Genomic DNA, 13,702 nt, shown 5'->3' with positions numbered 1-13,702 from the left:
GGCACCCCGCCCCCCCCCCCCCCCGCCCGCCCGCCGCCGCGGCGGGGTGTGCACCCGCTGGCGCGCTTCCTCATCCGGCGCATCCTCATCGCCGTGCTGCTGGCCTGGGGCATCACGCTCGTCACGTTCCTGTTGACGAACCTGGTGCCCGGCGACCCGGTGGCCGCCAACCTGGGCCAGCGGGCGCTGGGCGACCCGGCCATCGTGGCGCAGTGGCGGTCCGAGCACGGCCTGGACAAGCCGCTGTGGCAGCAGTACGCGATCTACCTCCAGGGCCTGGTCCAGGGCGACCTGGGCACCAGCCAGCAGAGCCACCGCCCGGTCGGCCAGGACCTGGCCGAGTTCGTCCCGGCGACGCTGGAGCTGGCGGGCGCGGCGATCCTGATCTCGCTGGTGCTGGGCGTGGCCTTCGGCGTGGTCGCCGCGCTGCGCAGGGACCGGCTGTCCGACCACGTGCTGCGGCTGGTCAGCCTGATCGGCATCTCGGTGCCGACGTTCTGGCTGGCGCTGGTGGCGTTCTACGTGTTCTTCTTCCGGTTGCAGATCACGCCGGGCAGCGGTCGCGTGGACGCGGCGCTCGGCTCGGCGCCGGCGGTGACCGGGCTGCAGACGGTCGACGCGCTGCTGGCGGGCCGGTGGGACATCTTCACCTCCGCCGTCGGCCACCTGATCACGCCCGCGCTGGTGCTGGCGCTGTACACGATCGGCCTGCTGACCCGCTTCACCCGTTCGGCGGTGCTGGAGGTGCTGGGCCAGGACTACGTCCGGGCGGCCCGCGCCAAGGGGCTGCCGGGCCGGGTGATCCTGTTCAGGTACGTGCTGCGTTCGGCGCTGGTCCCGATCATCACCGTGGCCGGTCTGGCCTTCGGCAGCCTGCTGTCCGGCACCGTCCTGGTCGAGGCGATCTTCGCCTGGCCCGGCGTCGGCCAGTACGCCTACAAGAGCGCCACCAGCCTCGACCTGCCCGCCGTGATGGGCGTCGGCCTGGTCGTGGGCGTGGTCTACCTGGTCATCAACCTGATCGTGGACGTGCTGTACGGCGTCATCGATCCCCGAGTGAGGCTGCAATGAGAGGCAAGGGTCTGCTGGGCAGGCTGCCCGAGGCGTGGCGGCAGCCGCTGGCCGTCGCGGGCGCCGTCCTGGCCGTGGCCTGGCTGGTGATCGCGCTGGCCGCGCCGTGGCTGGCGCCGCACGATCCGCTGGCCCAGGACCTGCCGCGGCTGGCGTCCCCGGGGCCCGGCCACTGGTTCGGCACCGACCAGCTCGGACGCGACATCCTGAGCCGCGTCATGTACGGCGCGCGGGTGTCGATCCCGCTGACGCTGCTGCTGGTCGTGCTGTCGGTGCTGGTCGGCGGCCTGCTGGGGGCGTGCGCCGGGTACTTCGGCAAGTGGGTCGGCGAGACGATCATGCGGATCGCGGACCTGGTGTTCGCGTTCCCCACCGTGATCCTGGCCATGGTGGTGGCCGCGGCGCTGGGCGCGAGCCTGGGCAACGCCGTGCTGGCCGTGCTGGTGGTGGCCTGGCCCGCCTACGCCCGCGTCACCCGCGGGCTGGTGCTGGGCGTGCGCGAGCGGGAGTTCGTGCTGAGCGGCCGGCTGCTGGGCTTCTCGGTGTGGCGCTCGCTGCGGGTGGACGTGCTGCCGAACGTGACCGGCCCGATCCTGGTGCTGGCCACGCTCGACATCGGCACCGCGCTGCTGCTGCTGTCCGGCCTGTCGTTCCTGGGCCTGGGCGCCAAGCCGCCGTCCCCCGAGTGGGGCGCGATGGTGGCCTCCGGCGTGGAGGTCTTCGACAGCTGGTGGGTGGCGACGTTCCCCGGCCTGGCGATCCTGACCGTGGTGCTGGCGTTCAACTTCCTCGGCGACACGCTGCGGGACGCGCTCGACCCGCGGACGGCCCGCGCGATCAAGGAGCGTGCGTTGTGACGCTGGACATCACCGACCTGAAGGTGTCGATCGGCGGCAAGGAGATCCTGCGCGGCGTCGACCTGAAGCTGGCCGCCGGGCGCGTGCACGGCCTGGCCGGCGAGAGCGGGTCGGGCAAGACGATGACGGGCCTGGCCGTGCTGGGGCTGCTGCCGCACGGCGCGCGCGTCACGGGCCGGATCGGGCTCGGCGAGCGGGACCTGCTCACGCTGCCGCCCAAGGAGCTCAACCAGGTGCGCGGCGGCGAGGTCGCCATGGTGTTCCAGGACCCGGCCACCAGCCTGCACCCGATGCTCACGATCGGCCGGCAGCTCACCGAGCACATGCGGCACCACCTGGGCCTGGGCAAGGCCGAGGCGAAGGCGCGGGCGGTCGAGCTGCTGGGCAAGGTGCGCATCCCGGGCGCCGAGGAGGCGTACGGGCGCTTCCCGCACCAGTTCTCCGGCGGCATGCGCCAGCGCATCGCGATCGCCGTCGCGCTGGCCTGCTCGCCCAAGGTGCTGATCGCCGACGAGCCGACCACGGCGCTGGACGTGACCGTGCAGGCGGGCGTGCTGCGGCTGCTGCGCGGGCTCTGCGACGAGCTGGGCCTGGCCGTGCTGCTGGTCACGCACGACCTGGGCGTCATGTCGGCGGTCGCGGACGAGGTGAGCGTGATGAAGGACGGCCTGGTCGTGGAGACCGGGCCGCGCGGGCGGGTGCTGCGCGACCCCGAGCACCCCTACACCCGCGCGCTGCTGGACTCGCTTCCTGATTCTGTGCCTGATTCTGCTCCGGACGTGGAGGGCTGATGCTGGACATCGAGGACCTGGTCGTCGAACACCGCTCCCCCGGGCGTCCGGTGGTGCGGGCGGTGGCGGGGGCCAGCCTGACCGTACGGGCGGGCGAGGTCGTGGGCCTGGTCGGCGAGTCGGGGTGCGGCAAGTCCACCCTGGCGCGGGCGGTCTGCGGGCTGAACCCGGTCACCCACGGGTCGATCGCGTTCGAGGGGCAGCAGGTCACGCCGCTCGGCCTGCGGCGCAGGCAGCTCACGGGCATCCAGATGGTGTTCCAGGACCCGTACGCGTCGCTGAACCCGCGGCGCCGGGTGGGCGACCAGATCGCCGACGGCCTGCGCACCGCGGGCGAAAGCCGTACCGACCCGGCCGACCTGCTGGAGCGGGTGGGCCTGCCGCGCGAGTTCGCCGGACGGCACCCCCACGAGTTCTCCGGCGGCCAGCGGCAGCGCATCGCGATCGCCAGGGCGCTGGCGGCACGGCCGCGGCTGCTCATCGGCGACGAGCCGATCTCCGCGCTGGACGCCTCCGCCCAGGCCCAGGTGGCCCGGCTGATGCGCGACCTCGCGGTGGACTCCGGGGCCGGGCTGCTGTTCATCAGCCACGACCTGTCGGTGGTGCGGCTGATCGCCGACCGGATCGCCGTCATGTACCTCGGCAAGATCGTCGAGGTGGGCGAGACGGCCGAGGTGTGGGACGACCCGAAACATCCCTACACCAAGGCGTTGCTGGGGGCCATCCCCAAGCCGGACGGCATGGGCGTGCTGCCCGCCGAGCTGGCCGGGGACGTGCCCGATCCGGCGAACCCGCCGGGCGGGTGCCGGTTCAACCCGCGTTGCCCGCTGGTGATGGAGGTGTGCCGCGAGAAGGAGCCGGACTTCGGGCCGGTCGCCTGCTGGCTGCACGAGCCGGCGTGAGCCGGCGCCACGCCGCGCGGGTGGCGGCCGTGCGGCGGGCGATGGCCCAGGAGGGCATCGACGTGCTGGTGTTGCGGCCCTCGCCCGACTTCCGGTTCCTCAGTGCCTCCCCCGAAACCGTCTACCCTGAGGGCTCCGGGCCGCAGGACGGCGGCGCCGGGCCGGGCGTGTTCCTCGTGGTGACGGCCGAGGCGGTCGTCGAGACCCGCGACCCGGCGGGCCTGGTGCCCGCCGCCGCGCGCCGGGTGGGGGTGGACCCGGAGATGCGGGCGAGCGAGCTGTTCCGGCTGGCGATCGCCGCCGAGCTGGTGCCCGCCTCCGCGGTGCTGGCGCCGCTGCGGCTGCGCAAGGACCCCGCCGAGCTGACGGCGCTCGGCCGGGCGGTCGCGGCGGCGGAGGCGGTGCTGGCGCAGGCGGCCGAGCTGGCCTGGTTCGGCGCGACCGAGCGGGCGATGGCGCGCCGGCTGCGGCTGCTGGCCCTGGAGTCGGGCTGCGAGGAGGTGATCTCGCTGCGCGTGTCGGCGGGCGAGCACACCGCGCGGCCCGAGCACGTGCCGGGCGGACGCGTGATCAACCCGGGCGACGCGCTGCTGGTGTCGGTGTGCGGCCGCTGGGACGGCTACTGCGCCGAGGCGGGCCGGGTGTTCGCCGTCGCCGAGCCGCCGGAGGACTACGAGGCGATGTACTCGGTGGTGCTGGCCGCCCACCGGGCGGCGCTGGCGGCGCTGCGGCCGTCGGTCCCGTTCGCGGAGCTGGCCAGGACGGTGCACGAGGTCATCGACGCCAGCGGGTACGGCCGCTTCGCCGCCCCGCACGTGGGCCGGGGCGTGGGCCTCGGCCACGACGAGGGGCCGCGGGCCGGCGAGGACGCGGTGTTCGCCCCGGGGATGACGGTCTGCCTGGAACCGGCCATCTACGTGCCCGACCTGTTCGGCGCCCGGGTGGCCGACGTGGTGGCCTGCACCGCCGCCGAGCCGGTGCCGCTGGGCACGCGGCCGCACACGCTGCACGTCCTCGACCGCTGAGGCGGCCTGCGCTTACGCTGGGTGACGACGATCACCGGGGGGGCGTCGTGGACCAGTTCGTGCTGCTCATGCTGGTGCTGCTGGGCGCGCTGGTCACCGTCCCGCTGGGTGAGCGGCTGGGGCTGCCCGCGCCGGTGCTGATGACGCTGCTGGGCATCCTGCTGGCGGTGCTGCCGTTCGTGCCGAACGTGGACATCCCGCCGGGCATCGTGCTGCCGCTGCTGCTGCCGCCGCTGTTGTACGCGGCGGCGCGGCGTACGTCGTGGCGGCAGTTCGCGGCGAACTGGCAGCCGATCTTCCTGCTCGCGGTGGCGCTGGTGTTCGTGACGACGGCGGCCGTGGCGGCCACGGCGCACGCGCTCGTCCCCGGCCTGCCGCTGGCGGCAGCGGCGGCGCTGGGCGCGCTGGTCGCGCCGCCCGACCCGGTGGCGGCCACGGCGGTGGCCGGGCGGCTGGGCCTGCCGCGGCGCATGGTGTCGCTGCTGGAGGGCGAGGGCCTGTTCAACGACGTGACGGCGATCGTGCTCTACCACGTGGCGGTCGCGGCGGTCGTGACGGGCGTGTTCTCCTGGCCGGGCGCGCTGGGCGAGTTCGTGTTGTCGGCGGTGGTGGCCGTGGCGGCGGGGTTCGCGCTGGGCTGGGCGGCCGGGAAGCTGATGGCGCTGCTGGGCGACGCGACGCTGCAGGTGGGGTTGTCGCTGGTGGTGCCGTTCGTGAGCTACGCGGTGGCCGACGAACTGCGCGGGTCGGGCGTGCTGGCCGTGCTGACCACCGCCTTCTACCTCAGCGACCGCGTGTGGGACGCCGACGACGTGTTCGGCAGGTTCGCCTCGGCCACGTTCTGGCAGGTGGTGGACACGCTGGTGACGGGGGTCGCGTTCGGGCTGATCGGGCTGGAGCTGCACACGGTGTTCGGCACGGTCCACGGGCGGTTCGGCGCGGTGCTGTGGTGGAGCGCCGCCGTGGTGGGCGTCGTCGTGGTGGTCCGGCTGCTGTGGCTGCTGCCGGCCGCGTGGCTGGCCAAGAAGGGGCGGCGCGAGGACTCCGAGGTGCCGATGAGCTGGCGCGAGACCGTCGTCATGTGGTGGGCGGGCATGCGCGGCGTGGCGTCCGTGGCGCTGGCGCTGGCCATCCCGCTGCGGATCCACGACGGGCGGCCGTTCCCGCAGCGGGCGGTGATCGTGTTCATCGCGTTCGCGGTCATCCTGGTGACGCTGGTGGTGCAGGGGCTGACGCTGCCGTGGCTGGTGGCGCGGCTCGGCGTCAAGGCCGACACGGCGGCCGAACGCGACCTGGAGAAGCGCCTGGCGATCCGGGCCGCCCACGCGGCCAAGCGGCGGCTGCGGGAGATCGACGAGGCCGAGGACCTGCCCGAGGAGGTGGTCGAGCTGCTCGGCCGGCGCATGATGGACCTCGGGCTGCGGATCAGCCCCGAGGCCGCCGACGACGAGCGGCGCGAGGCGTTCGAGCAGCGGGCGCAGCGGGCCCGGCTGGTGCGGCGGGTGCAGGAGGAGATGATGTCGGCCGCCCGGCAGGCCGTGCTGGACGCCCGCCGCGACCCGCGGGCCGACCCCCAGGTGGTCTCCCGGGTGCTGCGCGCCCTCGACGCCCGGAGCATGCGCTGACCAGCCAGGATCCGCCGCCCGAGGGGTTGACGGTGTGTGACCGGGGGCCGCGGAGGGTAGTCATTTCCTTATGCTGCGGATCGGCACGCTGGGCGCCGCCCCGTCGGTCGGCGTCGTGGCCTGTGGCTGGCACGACAGCGGTCCGGGCCCCTTCACCACCGGCATCAAGCTGATCTACACGCTCGGCGGCCCGCTGCCCGAGCTGCCCGGCCTGCGGATCGGGTCCGGGGCGCTCAGGGGCGCCGAACAGATCGCCGCCGCCCTGCTCCAGGGGCTCGACGTGGTGATCACCGAGCCCGCCTGCCCGGCCGCGCCCGTGGTGGCGGCCGGCATGTGGCACTACGGCTGGACCAGGCGCGACGTGTCCGCCCTCGCCGGGGCGACGGTGGCCGGGCTGGCGCTGGCCACGCAGCCGGGCGCGTGCGTGGCGGAGATCGGGCGCGACGGCACCAGCTCCATCGACGGGCAGATGCCGGCCGAGTCCGTACGCGCCCGCCTGGCGGCGGCGTTCTCCGGCGGCCGTTACCGCACGCCGGAGGTGACGGTGCCGCTGGAGGCGGTTCGGCTCAGCGAGGACACGCCGTGCCGGATCCGGATCGCCCGCACCCCCGGCATCGTCGTCTGAGGCCGTCCCGGGGCTCTGGGGCTCGGCGACGAAGAACCGCCGGCCTTTGGTGGCCCGGCACGAACCCTGGTGTCGCCGCATGTCGTACGGTCGCCAGGGAGCACCTGCGCGCCGACCGAGTTGGAGAGAGTGTGAAGATCACAGGAGTAGAGCTGCGCCGGATCGCGATGCCGTTGGTGGCGCCGTTCCGCACGTCGTTCGGCACCGAGACCGCCCGGGACGTCCTGCTGGTCAGGGTGGTGACCCCCGACGCCGAGGGGTGGGGCGAGTGCGTGGCCATGTCAGAGCCGCTCTACTCCTCCGAGTACGTCGACGGCGCCGCCGAGGTGATCCGCCGGTTCCTGCTGCCCGCCCTGCCGACGACCCTGGACGCGTACGGGGTCGGCCGCGCCCTCGAACCGATCAAGGGCCACCGCATGGCCAAGGCCGCGCTGGAGACCGCCGTGCTGGACGCGCAGCTGCGGGCCGCCGGCGAGTCGTTCGGCCATTTCCTGGGCGCGGCCCGCGACCGGGTGCCGTGCGGGGTGTCGGTGGGCATCATGGACTCGATCCCGCAGCTCCTCGACGCCGTGGCGGGCTACGTCGAGGAGGGTTACGTCCGCATCAAGCTGAAGATCGAGCCCGGCTGGGACGTCGAGCCGGTGCGCGCGGTGCGCGAGCGCTTCGGCGACGACCTGCTGCTCCAGGTGGACGCGAACGCGGCGTACTCGCTGGCCGACGCCCGCCGGCTGGCCCGGCTCGACGCGTTCGACCTGCTGCTGATCGAGCAGCCGCTGGCCAACGACGACCTCGTCCAGCACGCCAGGCTGGCCCGCCAGTTGCGCACCCCGATCTGCCTGGACGAGTCCATCGAGTCGGCCGAGCACGCGGCGGCCGCCATCGAGCTCGGCTCGTGCTCGATCATCAACATCAAGCCGGGCCGCATCGGCGGCTACCTGGAGGCGCGGCGCATCCACGACCTGTGCCGGGCCAACGGCGTGGCGGTGTGGTGCGGCGGCATGCTGGAGACCGGTCTCGGGCGGGCGGCGAACGTGGCGCTGGCGGCGCTGCCGGGCTTCACGCTGCCCGGCGACACCTCGGGGTCGCGCCGTTACTTCGCGACCGACGTGACCGAGCCGTTCGAGCTGGTGGACGGCCATCTGGAGGTGCCCACGGGCCCGGGGCTCGGCGTCGAGCCGATCCCGTCCCTGCTGGAGGAGGTCACGACGGCCACGGAGTGGATCCCGCTGTAGGGCGCCCGTCCTGGAGGGCGGGGCCGGCCGGGGTCGCGGGACCCCGGCCGGCGCCCTGCGGGGTCAGGACCGGGTGAAGCGCAGGCGCAGAGTGGCCGGGGCGGCGTGCAGGTCGTACCGGGGCAGGGCGCCGGGGCCGCACGTGGCGGTGCCGATGCCCTGCTGGGCGAGGTCCAGGTGGAGGTGCACCCGGTCGCCGGGCACCAGGTCCGGACGGTGGCGGGCGGCCTCCAGCTCGGCGGTGCTCCACCGGCGCGCGGTCAGCCCGAACGCCGGGTCGCCCGCGACCCGGAACCCGGGCGTCCCGGCCGGCCCGCCGAACTCGGCCCATCGCACGTCGGCGCGGCGGCCGTTCTCCTGCGGGTGGACGTAGGGCGTCTGGAGGTCGTCGATCGTGGCGCTCCAGCGGCCCACGCGGGCGGCCAGGCCGGTGTCGGGGTAGGCCTCCCCCGGCCCCCGGCCGAACCAGGTGACGTGGGCCGGCTCGCCGGGCAGCACCAGATGGACGCCGAGGCGCGGGATCGGGTCGGGCCACTCGCCCTCGGGCTCGACGTCCACGGTCAGGTCCAGGGCGTCGCCGCCGGGCGCGGTCCACGTCCAGATGACGCGCATGCCGAGGTCGGTGGCGGCGGGGGCGACCCTGGTCCGGACGGTGAGGCCGGCACCGGTCCGCACGCCGTCCACGCGGTGGGTGAGGCGGTGCAGGCCGAGCTCACGCCACCTGCGGCCCAGGCCGCCGTAGCGGTCGTTGTCGGTAGGGGCGCGGTAGAGGTCGAGGCGCGGGCCTTCGACGTCGAGGCCGAACAGGCGCAGCAGGCGGCCGGTGCGCGGGTCGAACTCGCCGCCGCCCAGCGTCAGCCGCCCGCCGGAGGTCTCCGGTCGTGCTCCCGTGCCGACGGCGGCTGCGGGAAGGGCGGGGCTCGGCAGGCGGGTCTGGGACCAGGCGAGTTCGTGGCCCGCGGGGGCCCACGGCTGGTCGCCGGCCAGGGTCGCGCGGACGGTGAGCCAGCGTTCCCCCGCGCCGTCCGGCGGCGGGGGCAGCGCGGGCAGCTTCACCTCGCCGCCGGACGACGGCACCGCCAGGGGGAAGCGCGCGACCGGTCGCCCGTCGTCCTCGACGACGGCCTCGAAGGCGAGGTGGGCCAGGTCGCGGAAGTCGTGCCGGTTGACCACCCGCACGACGCCGTCGCCGAACTCGAACCGCACCGGCTCGAACACCTTCTTCAGGTCCAGCAGGCCCGGGGAGGGCGTGCGGTCGGGGAACACCAGCCCGTCGATGACGAAGTTCCCGTCGTGCACGGGCTCGCCGTGGTCGCCGCCGTAGGCGTACTCGTGGCGGGGATCGGTCAGGCCGTGGTCGATCCACTCCCACACGAACCCGCCGGCCAGCCTCGGGAAACGTTCGAACAGCTCCTGGTACTCGGCCAGGCCGCCGGGCCCGTTGCCCATGGCGTGGGCGTACTCGCACTGCAGGAACGGCATCGCGCGCCGCCGCGCGTCCAGGGCGGGGTCGTCGAGCGGCTCCTCCGCGCCGCGGCCGATGGCCTCGACCTCGGCGTGGGTGGCGTACATGCGCGAGTAGACGTCGGTGTGGGCGCACGACCAGTCGCCCTCGTAGTGCAGGGGCCTGGACGGGTCGCGCTCGCGCGTCCAGCCGGCCATGACGGCGAGGTTGCGGCCGGCGCCCGCCTCGTTGCCGAGCGACCACATGATGACGCTGGGGTGGTTCTTGTCCCGTTCGACCATCCGGCGCATGCGGTCGAGCAGGGCGTCGGCCCAGCGCGGGTCGTCGGTGGGGTTGCGGCGCCAGCCGACCTGGCCGAAGCCGTGCGTCTCCAGGTCGCATTCGTCGACGACCCACAGGCCCAGTTCGTCGCACAGGTCCAGGAAGTCGGGGTGCGGCGGGTAATGGCTGGTCCTGACGGCGTTGACGTTGTGCCGCTTCATGAGCAGCACGTCATCGCGCATGGTCTCGTAGGGGACCGCGCGGCCGTGGTCGGGATGGAACTCGTGCCGGTTGACGCCCTTGAGCAGCAGCGGGCGGCCGTTGGCCAGGAGCACGCCGTCCTCGACGGAGACGGTGCGGAAGCCGACGCGCAGCCGTACGGTCTCGTGCGGTGTGGTGAGGACGGCCTCGTATAGGCGGGGCGTCTCGGCCGTCCACGGCTCGGCCTCGACGGTGATCTCGACGCCGGGCTCCAGGTCGCGCACGCCGAGCTCGGGGATGCTCAGCAGGCCCGCGGCGGCCTCGAAGGACAGCCGGCCGTCGTGGGAGGCGTGGACGAACACGTCGGCGGCCGACCGGGTGAGGGTGACGTCCCGGAAGATGCCGGGCAGCCACCACATGTCCTGGTCCTCCAGGTAGCTGGCGGCCGACCACTGGTGCACGCGCACGGCCAGCACGTTGCGTCCCGGACGCAGCCACGGCCCGGCGTCGAACTCGACGGGCAGCCTGCTGCCGGTGGAGAAGCCCAGCTCGTGGCCGTTCAGCCAGACCCTGGCGAAGGAGTCGACGCCTTCGAAGCGCAGCCGGCCGCCGCTCCAGCCGTCCGGCAGGTCGAAGGCGCGCCGGTAGTCGCCGGTCGGGTTCTCGTCCGGGACGTGCGGCGGGTCCACGGGGAAGGGGTAGGAGACGTTGGTGTAGGCGGGGGCGCCGTGGCCGTGCAGGGGCCAGTGGGCCGGCACCGGCAGCTCGTCCCAGGCGGAGTCGTCGAAGCCGGGCCGGGCGAAGTCGTCGGGCACGTCGGCCACGGGTGAGAGCCGGAAGCGCCACAGGCCGTCGAGGACGAGGGCGGGAGCGTCGGAGCGGAGTGCCGCGCGGGGTTCGAGACGGCCCGAACCGGGGGCGAAGGTTTCGAGATCCATCCCTTCCGACAGTAGGGGTTGATGGTGGTTTCGTCAGCGATGCCCCGTCTGGTGGTGCTTGGACTTCCCTGCCGTGGTTGTTGGAGGAATGGACGCGGCAGGGGCCCGGTCTCAGGCGTTCCTGGAGAACAGGATCCCGTTCGCGCCGGCGGGGCCGGGCAGCGCGGAGGCGGCCGCGAGGTAGCCGGCCAGCAGGCTCTCGGCCACCGCGCCCACGGCCGCGTCGCCCGGCAGGAACTCGGGGGTGTGCAGGCCGGCGGCGGTGTCCACGCCGACGAACATCATGAGCGACGGCGCCACCGAGGCGTAGTGGGAGAAGTCGTCGGCACCGCACGAGCGCAGCCCGCCGTCCACCGTCCAGCCCTGGCCGCGCAGCAGCCCGCCGGCGCGTACGGCCAGCCCGGTGTCGTTGACCAGCACCGGCTCCCCCGGCAGGATCGTCACCTCGGCCACGCAGCCGCATGCCCTGGCGACGTCCTCGACCACCTGGGTGAACCGTTCGTGCAGCTCCTGGCGCCAGTTCTCGGACATCGCCCGGAGGGTCCCCCGGGCCACGGCCTCGCCCGGGACGGCGTTGGGCGCGGTGCCGGCGTTGACCGTGCCGAAGGTGACCACGGTGGGCGTCATCGGGTCGGCGACCCGGCTGACGACCTGCTGGGCGGTCACGATGACCTGCGCCATGGCCACCACCGGGTCCCTGGTCAGGTGGGGGTAGGCGGCGTGGCCCTCCGCTCCCCTGACGACCACCCTGAACTCGTCGGAGGAGGCGTTGACCGCGCCCGGCACGGACGCGACCGTGCCCTCCGCCAGCAGGGGCTGCACGTGCGCGCCGATCATGGCGCCGACCCGGTGGCGGTGCAGCGCGCCCGACCCCACCACGTCGGAGGCGCCGGAGGGGAAACCCTCCTCGCGCGGTTGCAGCACGACCAGCAGGGGCGGGTCGGCGCCGAGCCGGTCGAGGGTCCTGGCCAGGGCGACCACGGCCGCCATGTGCACGTCGTGCCCGCAGGCGTGCATCGCGCCCTCGGGGGCGGCCCACTCGGCGCCGGTGCGCTCGGTCAGCGGCAGGGCGTCGAGCTCGCCGCGTACGCCGACCGCCGGGCCCGGACCGCCGACGCGCAGGACCGCGCCCGTGCCGGCGACGTGCTCGACCTCCCCGGCGGGCAGCGCGTCGAGCAGCCGGGCCAGCGTCGGGCCCTCCTGGCCCGACAGGCAGGGCGCCGCGTGCAGCTCGCGGCGCAGCGCCTGCGCCGCGGGCAGCTCCCGCCGCAGGCCCTCCCGCAGCGCCGCGTAGGCGGCGCTCTCCGCGGCGCCGGTCCCGATGACGGCTCCGTCGACGGGCCTGTTGATCGTACGGCCCCCGAAGTCGTTCACCCCGTGCTCTCCTCCCGTGTTCCCAGTCCGTAGACGCGTCGCGCGTTGTCCGCCCCGACCATCGCCGCCACCCGCATCGCCTGCTCGGCCGACCACTCGCCGTCCAGCACGAGCCTGCCGAGCACCCGCGCCATCGCCCGCCGCCACAACACCGCGCCGAGGTGGTGCAGCTCGGCCGGCCCCCACCCGTCGGACGAGAACAGGATCTTGGCGAACGGCGCCAGCTCCAGGCTCTCGGCCACCAGCGCCACACTGCGGGCCCCGGTGTAGGTCACGCCGAGCCCCACGTCGAAGTAGACGTTGGGATAGGCCTGCGCGAGGAACCCCGCGTGCCGCTGGAAGGGGTAGCAGTGCAGCAGCACCAGCGGCACCCCGGTCGGCTCCGCGCGCTCGACGAGGCCGCGCAGCAGCAGCGGGTCGGCCCGGCGCAGGTCGAGGTCGGGATCGCCGAGGCCGGTGTGGAACTGGATCGGCAACCCTCGCTCGATCCCGGCCCAGATCACGTGCCGCAGCAGCACCGGCTCGGTCAGCTTACCGCCGCCGGACCCGAGCCAGCGCCCGGCCGCCTCGGTGACCTCGGCCCGGCTCGGCGGCTCGGGGTCGAGGTCGAGGCCGTGGCGGTAGGCGGCGACGCTCTTGAGCCCGCGCGCGCTGCCGGTGCGCTCCCACAGCTCCCGCGCGAACGCGTCGGCGAACGAGGAGGCCGCGCAGCCGCCGGCCGCGACCTGCTCGGCCACCGTCTCCAGCCGCACCACCTCGTCGGCCGGCACGCCGGTGAGCTCCGCCATGCCGGACGGGCCCACCAGCTCCTCGCCCCGGTAGCCGGTCTCGACCAGGTAGTGGGCCACGTTGGCGGCGCCGAGCAGCAGCCGGTTCACCTCGCCGGCGCCCAGCCGGGCCCTCCTGGCCAGGTACTCCTCCGGCGTGCAGTGCGGTTCGAGGCCGAGGACGGGCGCGCAGTGGCGCAGGATGGCGTACCCGGTCTGGGAGTCGAACTGCGTCATCCACTCCGGCACCGGCCGGTCGGACTCGGTGATCAGCTCCTCGAACGCGGTGCGCGACAGGTCGCGCGGCACCACGCCGTGGACGTGCTGGTCGACCAGCGGCAGCTCCTCGATGGCCCGGACGAACCCGGCCGGGGCGAGGTCGAGGTCGGCGGCGGTGGCGTACACGTCGGTCACGGAGAGATCTACTCCCCCGTGGGCGCGCGGATGAACCACCCCGCCCTGATCCGGCGCCTCGCCTAGATGGTTGAGTCCAAGGGGTCGGGGTGATCAGTGGTCGTAGCGGGTGAGTGATCTCTTGATCGGCTGTCCGGTGTGATCGTTGTGCCAG

11 protein-coding genes are annotated in these 13,702 nt (G+C 74.4%); 8 read left to right on the top strand and 3 right to left on the bottom strand.

Features of this window, described 5'->3' with window-relative positions; all coding sequences use genetic code 11:
* Positions 1-48 precede the first annotated feature (48 nt).
* The 8 genes from ABZ444_RS50600 (at position 49) to menC (ending at position 8,128) form a co-directional block, all read left to right on the top strand.
* Positions 49-1,071 carry an ABC transporter permease gene (locus ABZ444_RS50600; protein ID WP_358012403.1) on the top strand — a complete coding sequence of 341 codons (1,023 nt, stop codon included), beginning with the start codon at positions 49-51 and terminating at the stop codon, positions 1,069-1,071.
* Positions 1,068-1,928 carry an ABC transporter permease gene (locus ABZ444_RS50595; RefSeq protein WP_358012400.1) on the top strand — a complete coding sequence of 287 codons (861 nt, stop codon included), beginning with the start codon at positions 1,068-1,070 and terminating at the stop codon, positions 1,926-1,928. The genes ABZ444_RS50600 and ABZ444_RS50595 overlap by 4 nt, the downstream gene beginning before the upstream one ends.
* On the top strand, positions 1,925-2,719 hold the full coding sequence (locus ABZ444_RS50590; RefSeq protein ID WP_358012397.1) for an ABC transporter ATP-binding protein: 795 nt from the start codon (positions 1,925-1,927) through the stop codon (positions 2,717-2,719). Before ABZ444_RS50595 ends, ABZ444_RS50590 begins: the two co-directional genes overlap by 4 nt.
* Positions 2,719-3,621, top strand: coding sequence for an ABC transporter ATP-binding protein (locus ABZ444_RS50585; RefSeq protein ID WP_358012394.1), 903 nt, complete (start codon positions 2,719-2,721; stop codon positions 3,619-3,621). Before ABZ444_RS50590 ends, ABZ444_RS50585 begins: the two co-directional genes overlap by 1 nt.
* A complete protein-coding gene (locus ABZ444_RS50580; protein WP_358012391.1) occupies positions 3,618-4,646 on the top strand; it encodes a M24 family metallopeptidase in 1,029 nt (342 codons plus the stop codon). The genes ABZ444_RS50585 and ABZ444_RS50580 overlap by 4 nt, the downstream gene beginning before the upstream one ends.
* Before the next feature lie 47 nt (positions 4,647-4,693).
* On the top strand, positions 4,694-6,271 hold the full coding sequence (locus ABZ444_RS50575) for a Na+/H+ antiporter (RefSeq protein WP_358012388.1): 1,578 nt from the start codon (positions 4,694-4,696) through the stop codon (positions 6,269-6,271).
* A 70-nt stretch (positions 6,272-6,341) separates the two neighbouring features.
* Positions 6,342-6,896 (top strand): acyclic terpene utilization AtuA family protein, encoded by a 555-nt coding sequence (locus ABZ444_RS50570; protein WP_357976614.1) that lies wholly within the window; start codon positions 6,342-6,344, stop codon positions 6,894-6,896.
* A gap of 131 nt (positions 6,897-7,027) precedes the next feature.
* A complete protein-coding gene (gene menC, locus ABZ444_RS50565; protein ID WP_358012385.1) occupies positions 7,028-8,128 on the top strand; it encodes an o-succinylbenzoate synthase in 1,101 nt (366 codons plus the stop codon).
* Positions 8,129-8,191: 63 nt separating this feature from the next.
* Here the strand turns inward: menC and ABZ444_RS50560 are convergent, their stop codons facing one another.
* From ABZ444_RS50560 to ABZ444_RS50550, 3 genes are all read right to left on the bottom strand, one after another.
* Positions 8,192-10,993: a glycoside hydrolase family 2 TIM barrel-domain containing protein gene (locus tag ABZ444_RS50560; protein WP_358012382.1), complete on the bottom strand. Its 2,802-nt coding sequence runs from the start codon at positions 10,991-10,993 to the stop codon at positions 8,192-8,194.
* A gap of 111 nt (positions 10,994-11,104) precedes the next feature.
* Positions 11,105-12,367 carry a M20 family metallopeptidase gene (locus tag ABZ444_RS50555; protein ID WP_358012379.1) on the bottom strand — a complete coding sequence of 421 codons (1,263 nt, stop codon included), beginning with the start codon at positions 12,365-12,367 and terminating at the stop codon, positions 11,105-11,107.
* Positions 12,364-13,548, bottom strand: coding sequence for an amidohydrolase family protein (locus tag ABZ444_RS50550; protein ID WP_358012376.1), 1,185 nt, complete (start codon positions 13,546-13,548; stop codon positions 12,364-12,366). Before ABZ444_RS50550 ends, ABZ444_RS50555 begins: the two co-directional genes overlap by 4 nt.
* Positions 13,549-13,702: the final 154 nt, after the last annotated feature.

The organism is Nonomuraea sp. NPDC005730, assembly GCF_040630865.1.
Lineage (GTDB): Bacteria > Actinomycetota > Actinomycetes > Streptosporangiales > Streptosporangiaceae > Nonomuraea.
This window is presented reverse-complemented; position numbering and strand designations above follow the sequence as displayed.

Excerpts from the sequence above, each read along its gene's own strand:
- ABZ444_RS50560 (WP_358012382.1), bottom strand. The coding sequence starts at position 10,993 with ATGGATCTCGAAACCTTCGCCCCCGGTTCGGGCCGTCTCGAACCCCGC.
- ABZ444_RS50595 (WP_358012400.1), top strand. The coding sequence starts at position 1,068 with ATGAGAGGCAAGGGTCTGCTGGGCAGGCTGCCCGAGGCGTGGCGGCAG.
- ABZ444_RS50585 (WP_358012394.1), top strand. The coding sequence starts at position 2,719 with ATGCTGGACATCGAGGACCTGGTCGTCGAACACCGCTCCCCCGGGCGT.
- ABZ444_RS50570 (WP_357976614.1), top strand. The coding sequence starts at position 6,342 with ATGCTGCGGATCGGCACGCTGGGCGCCGCCCCGTCGGTCGGCGTCGTG.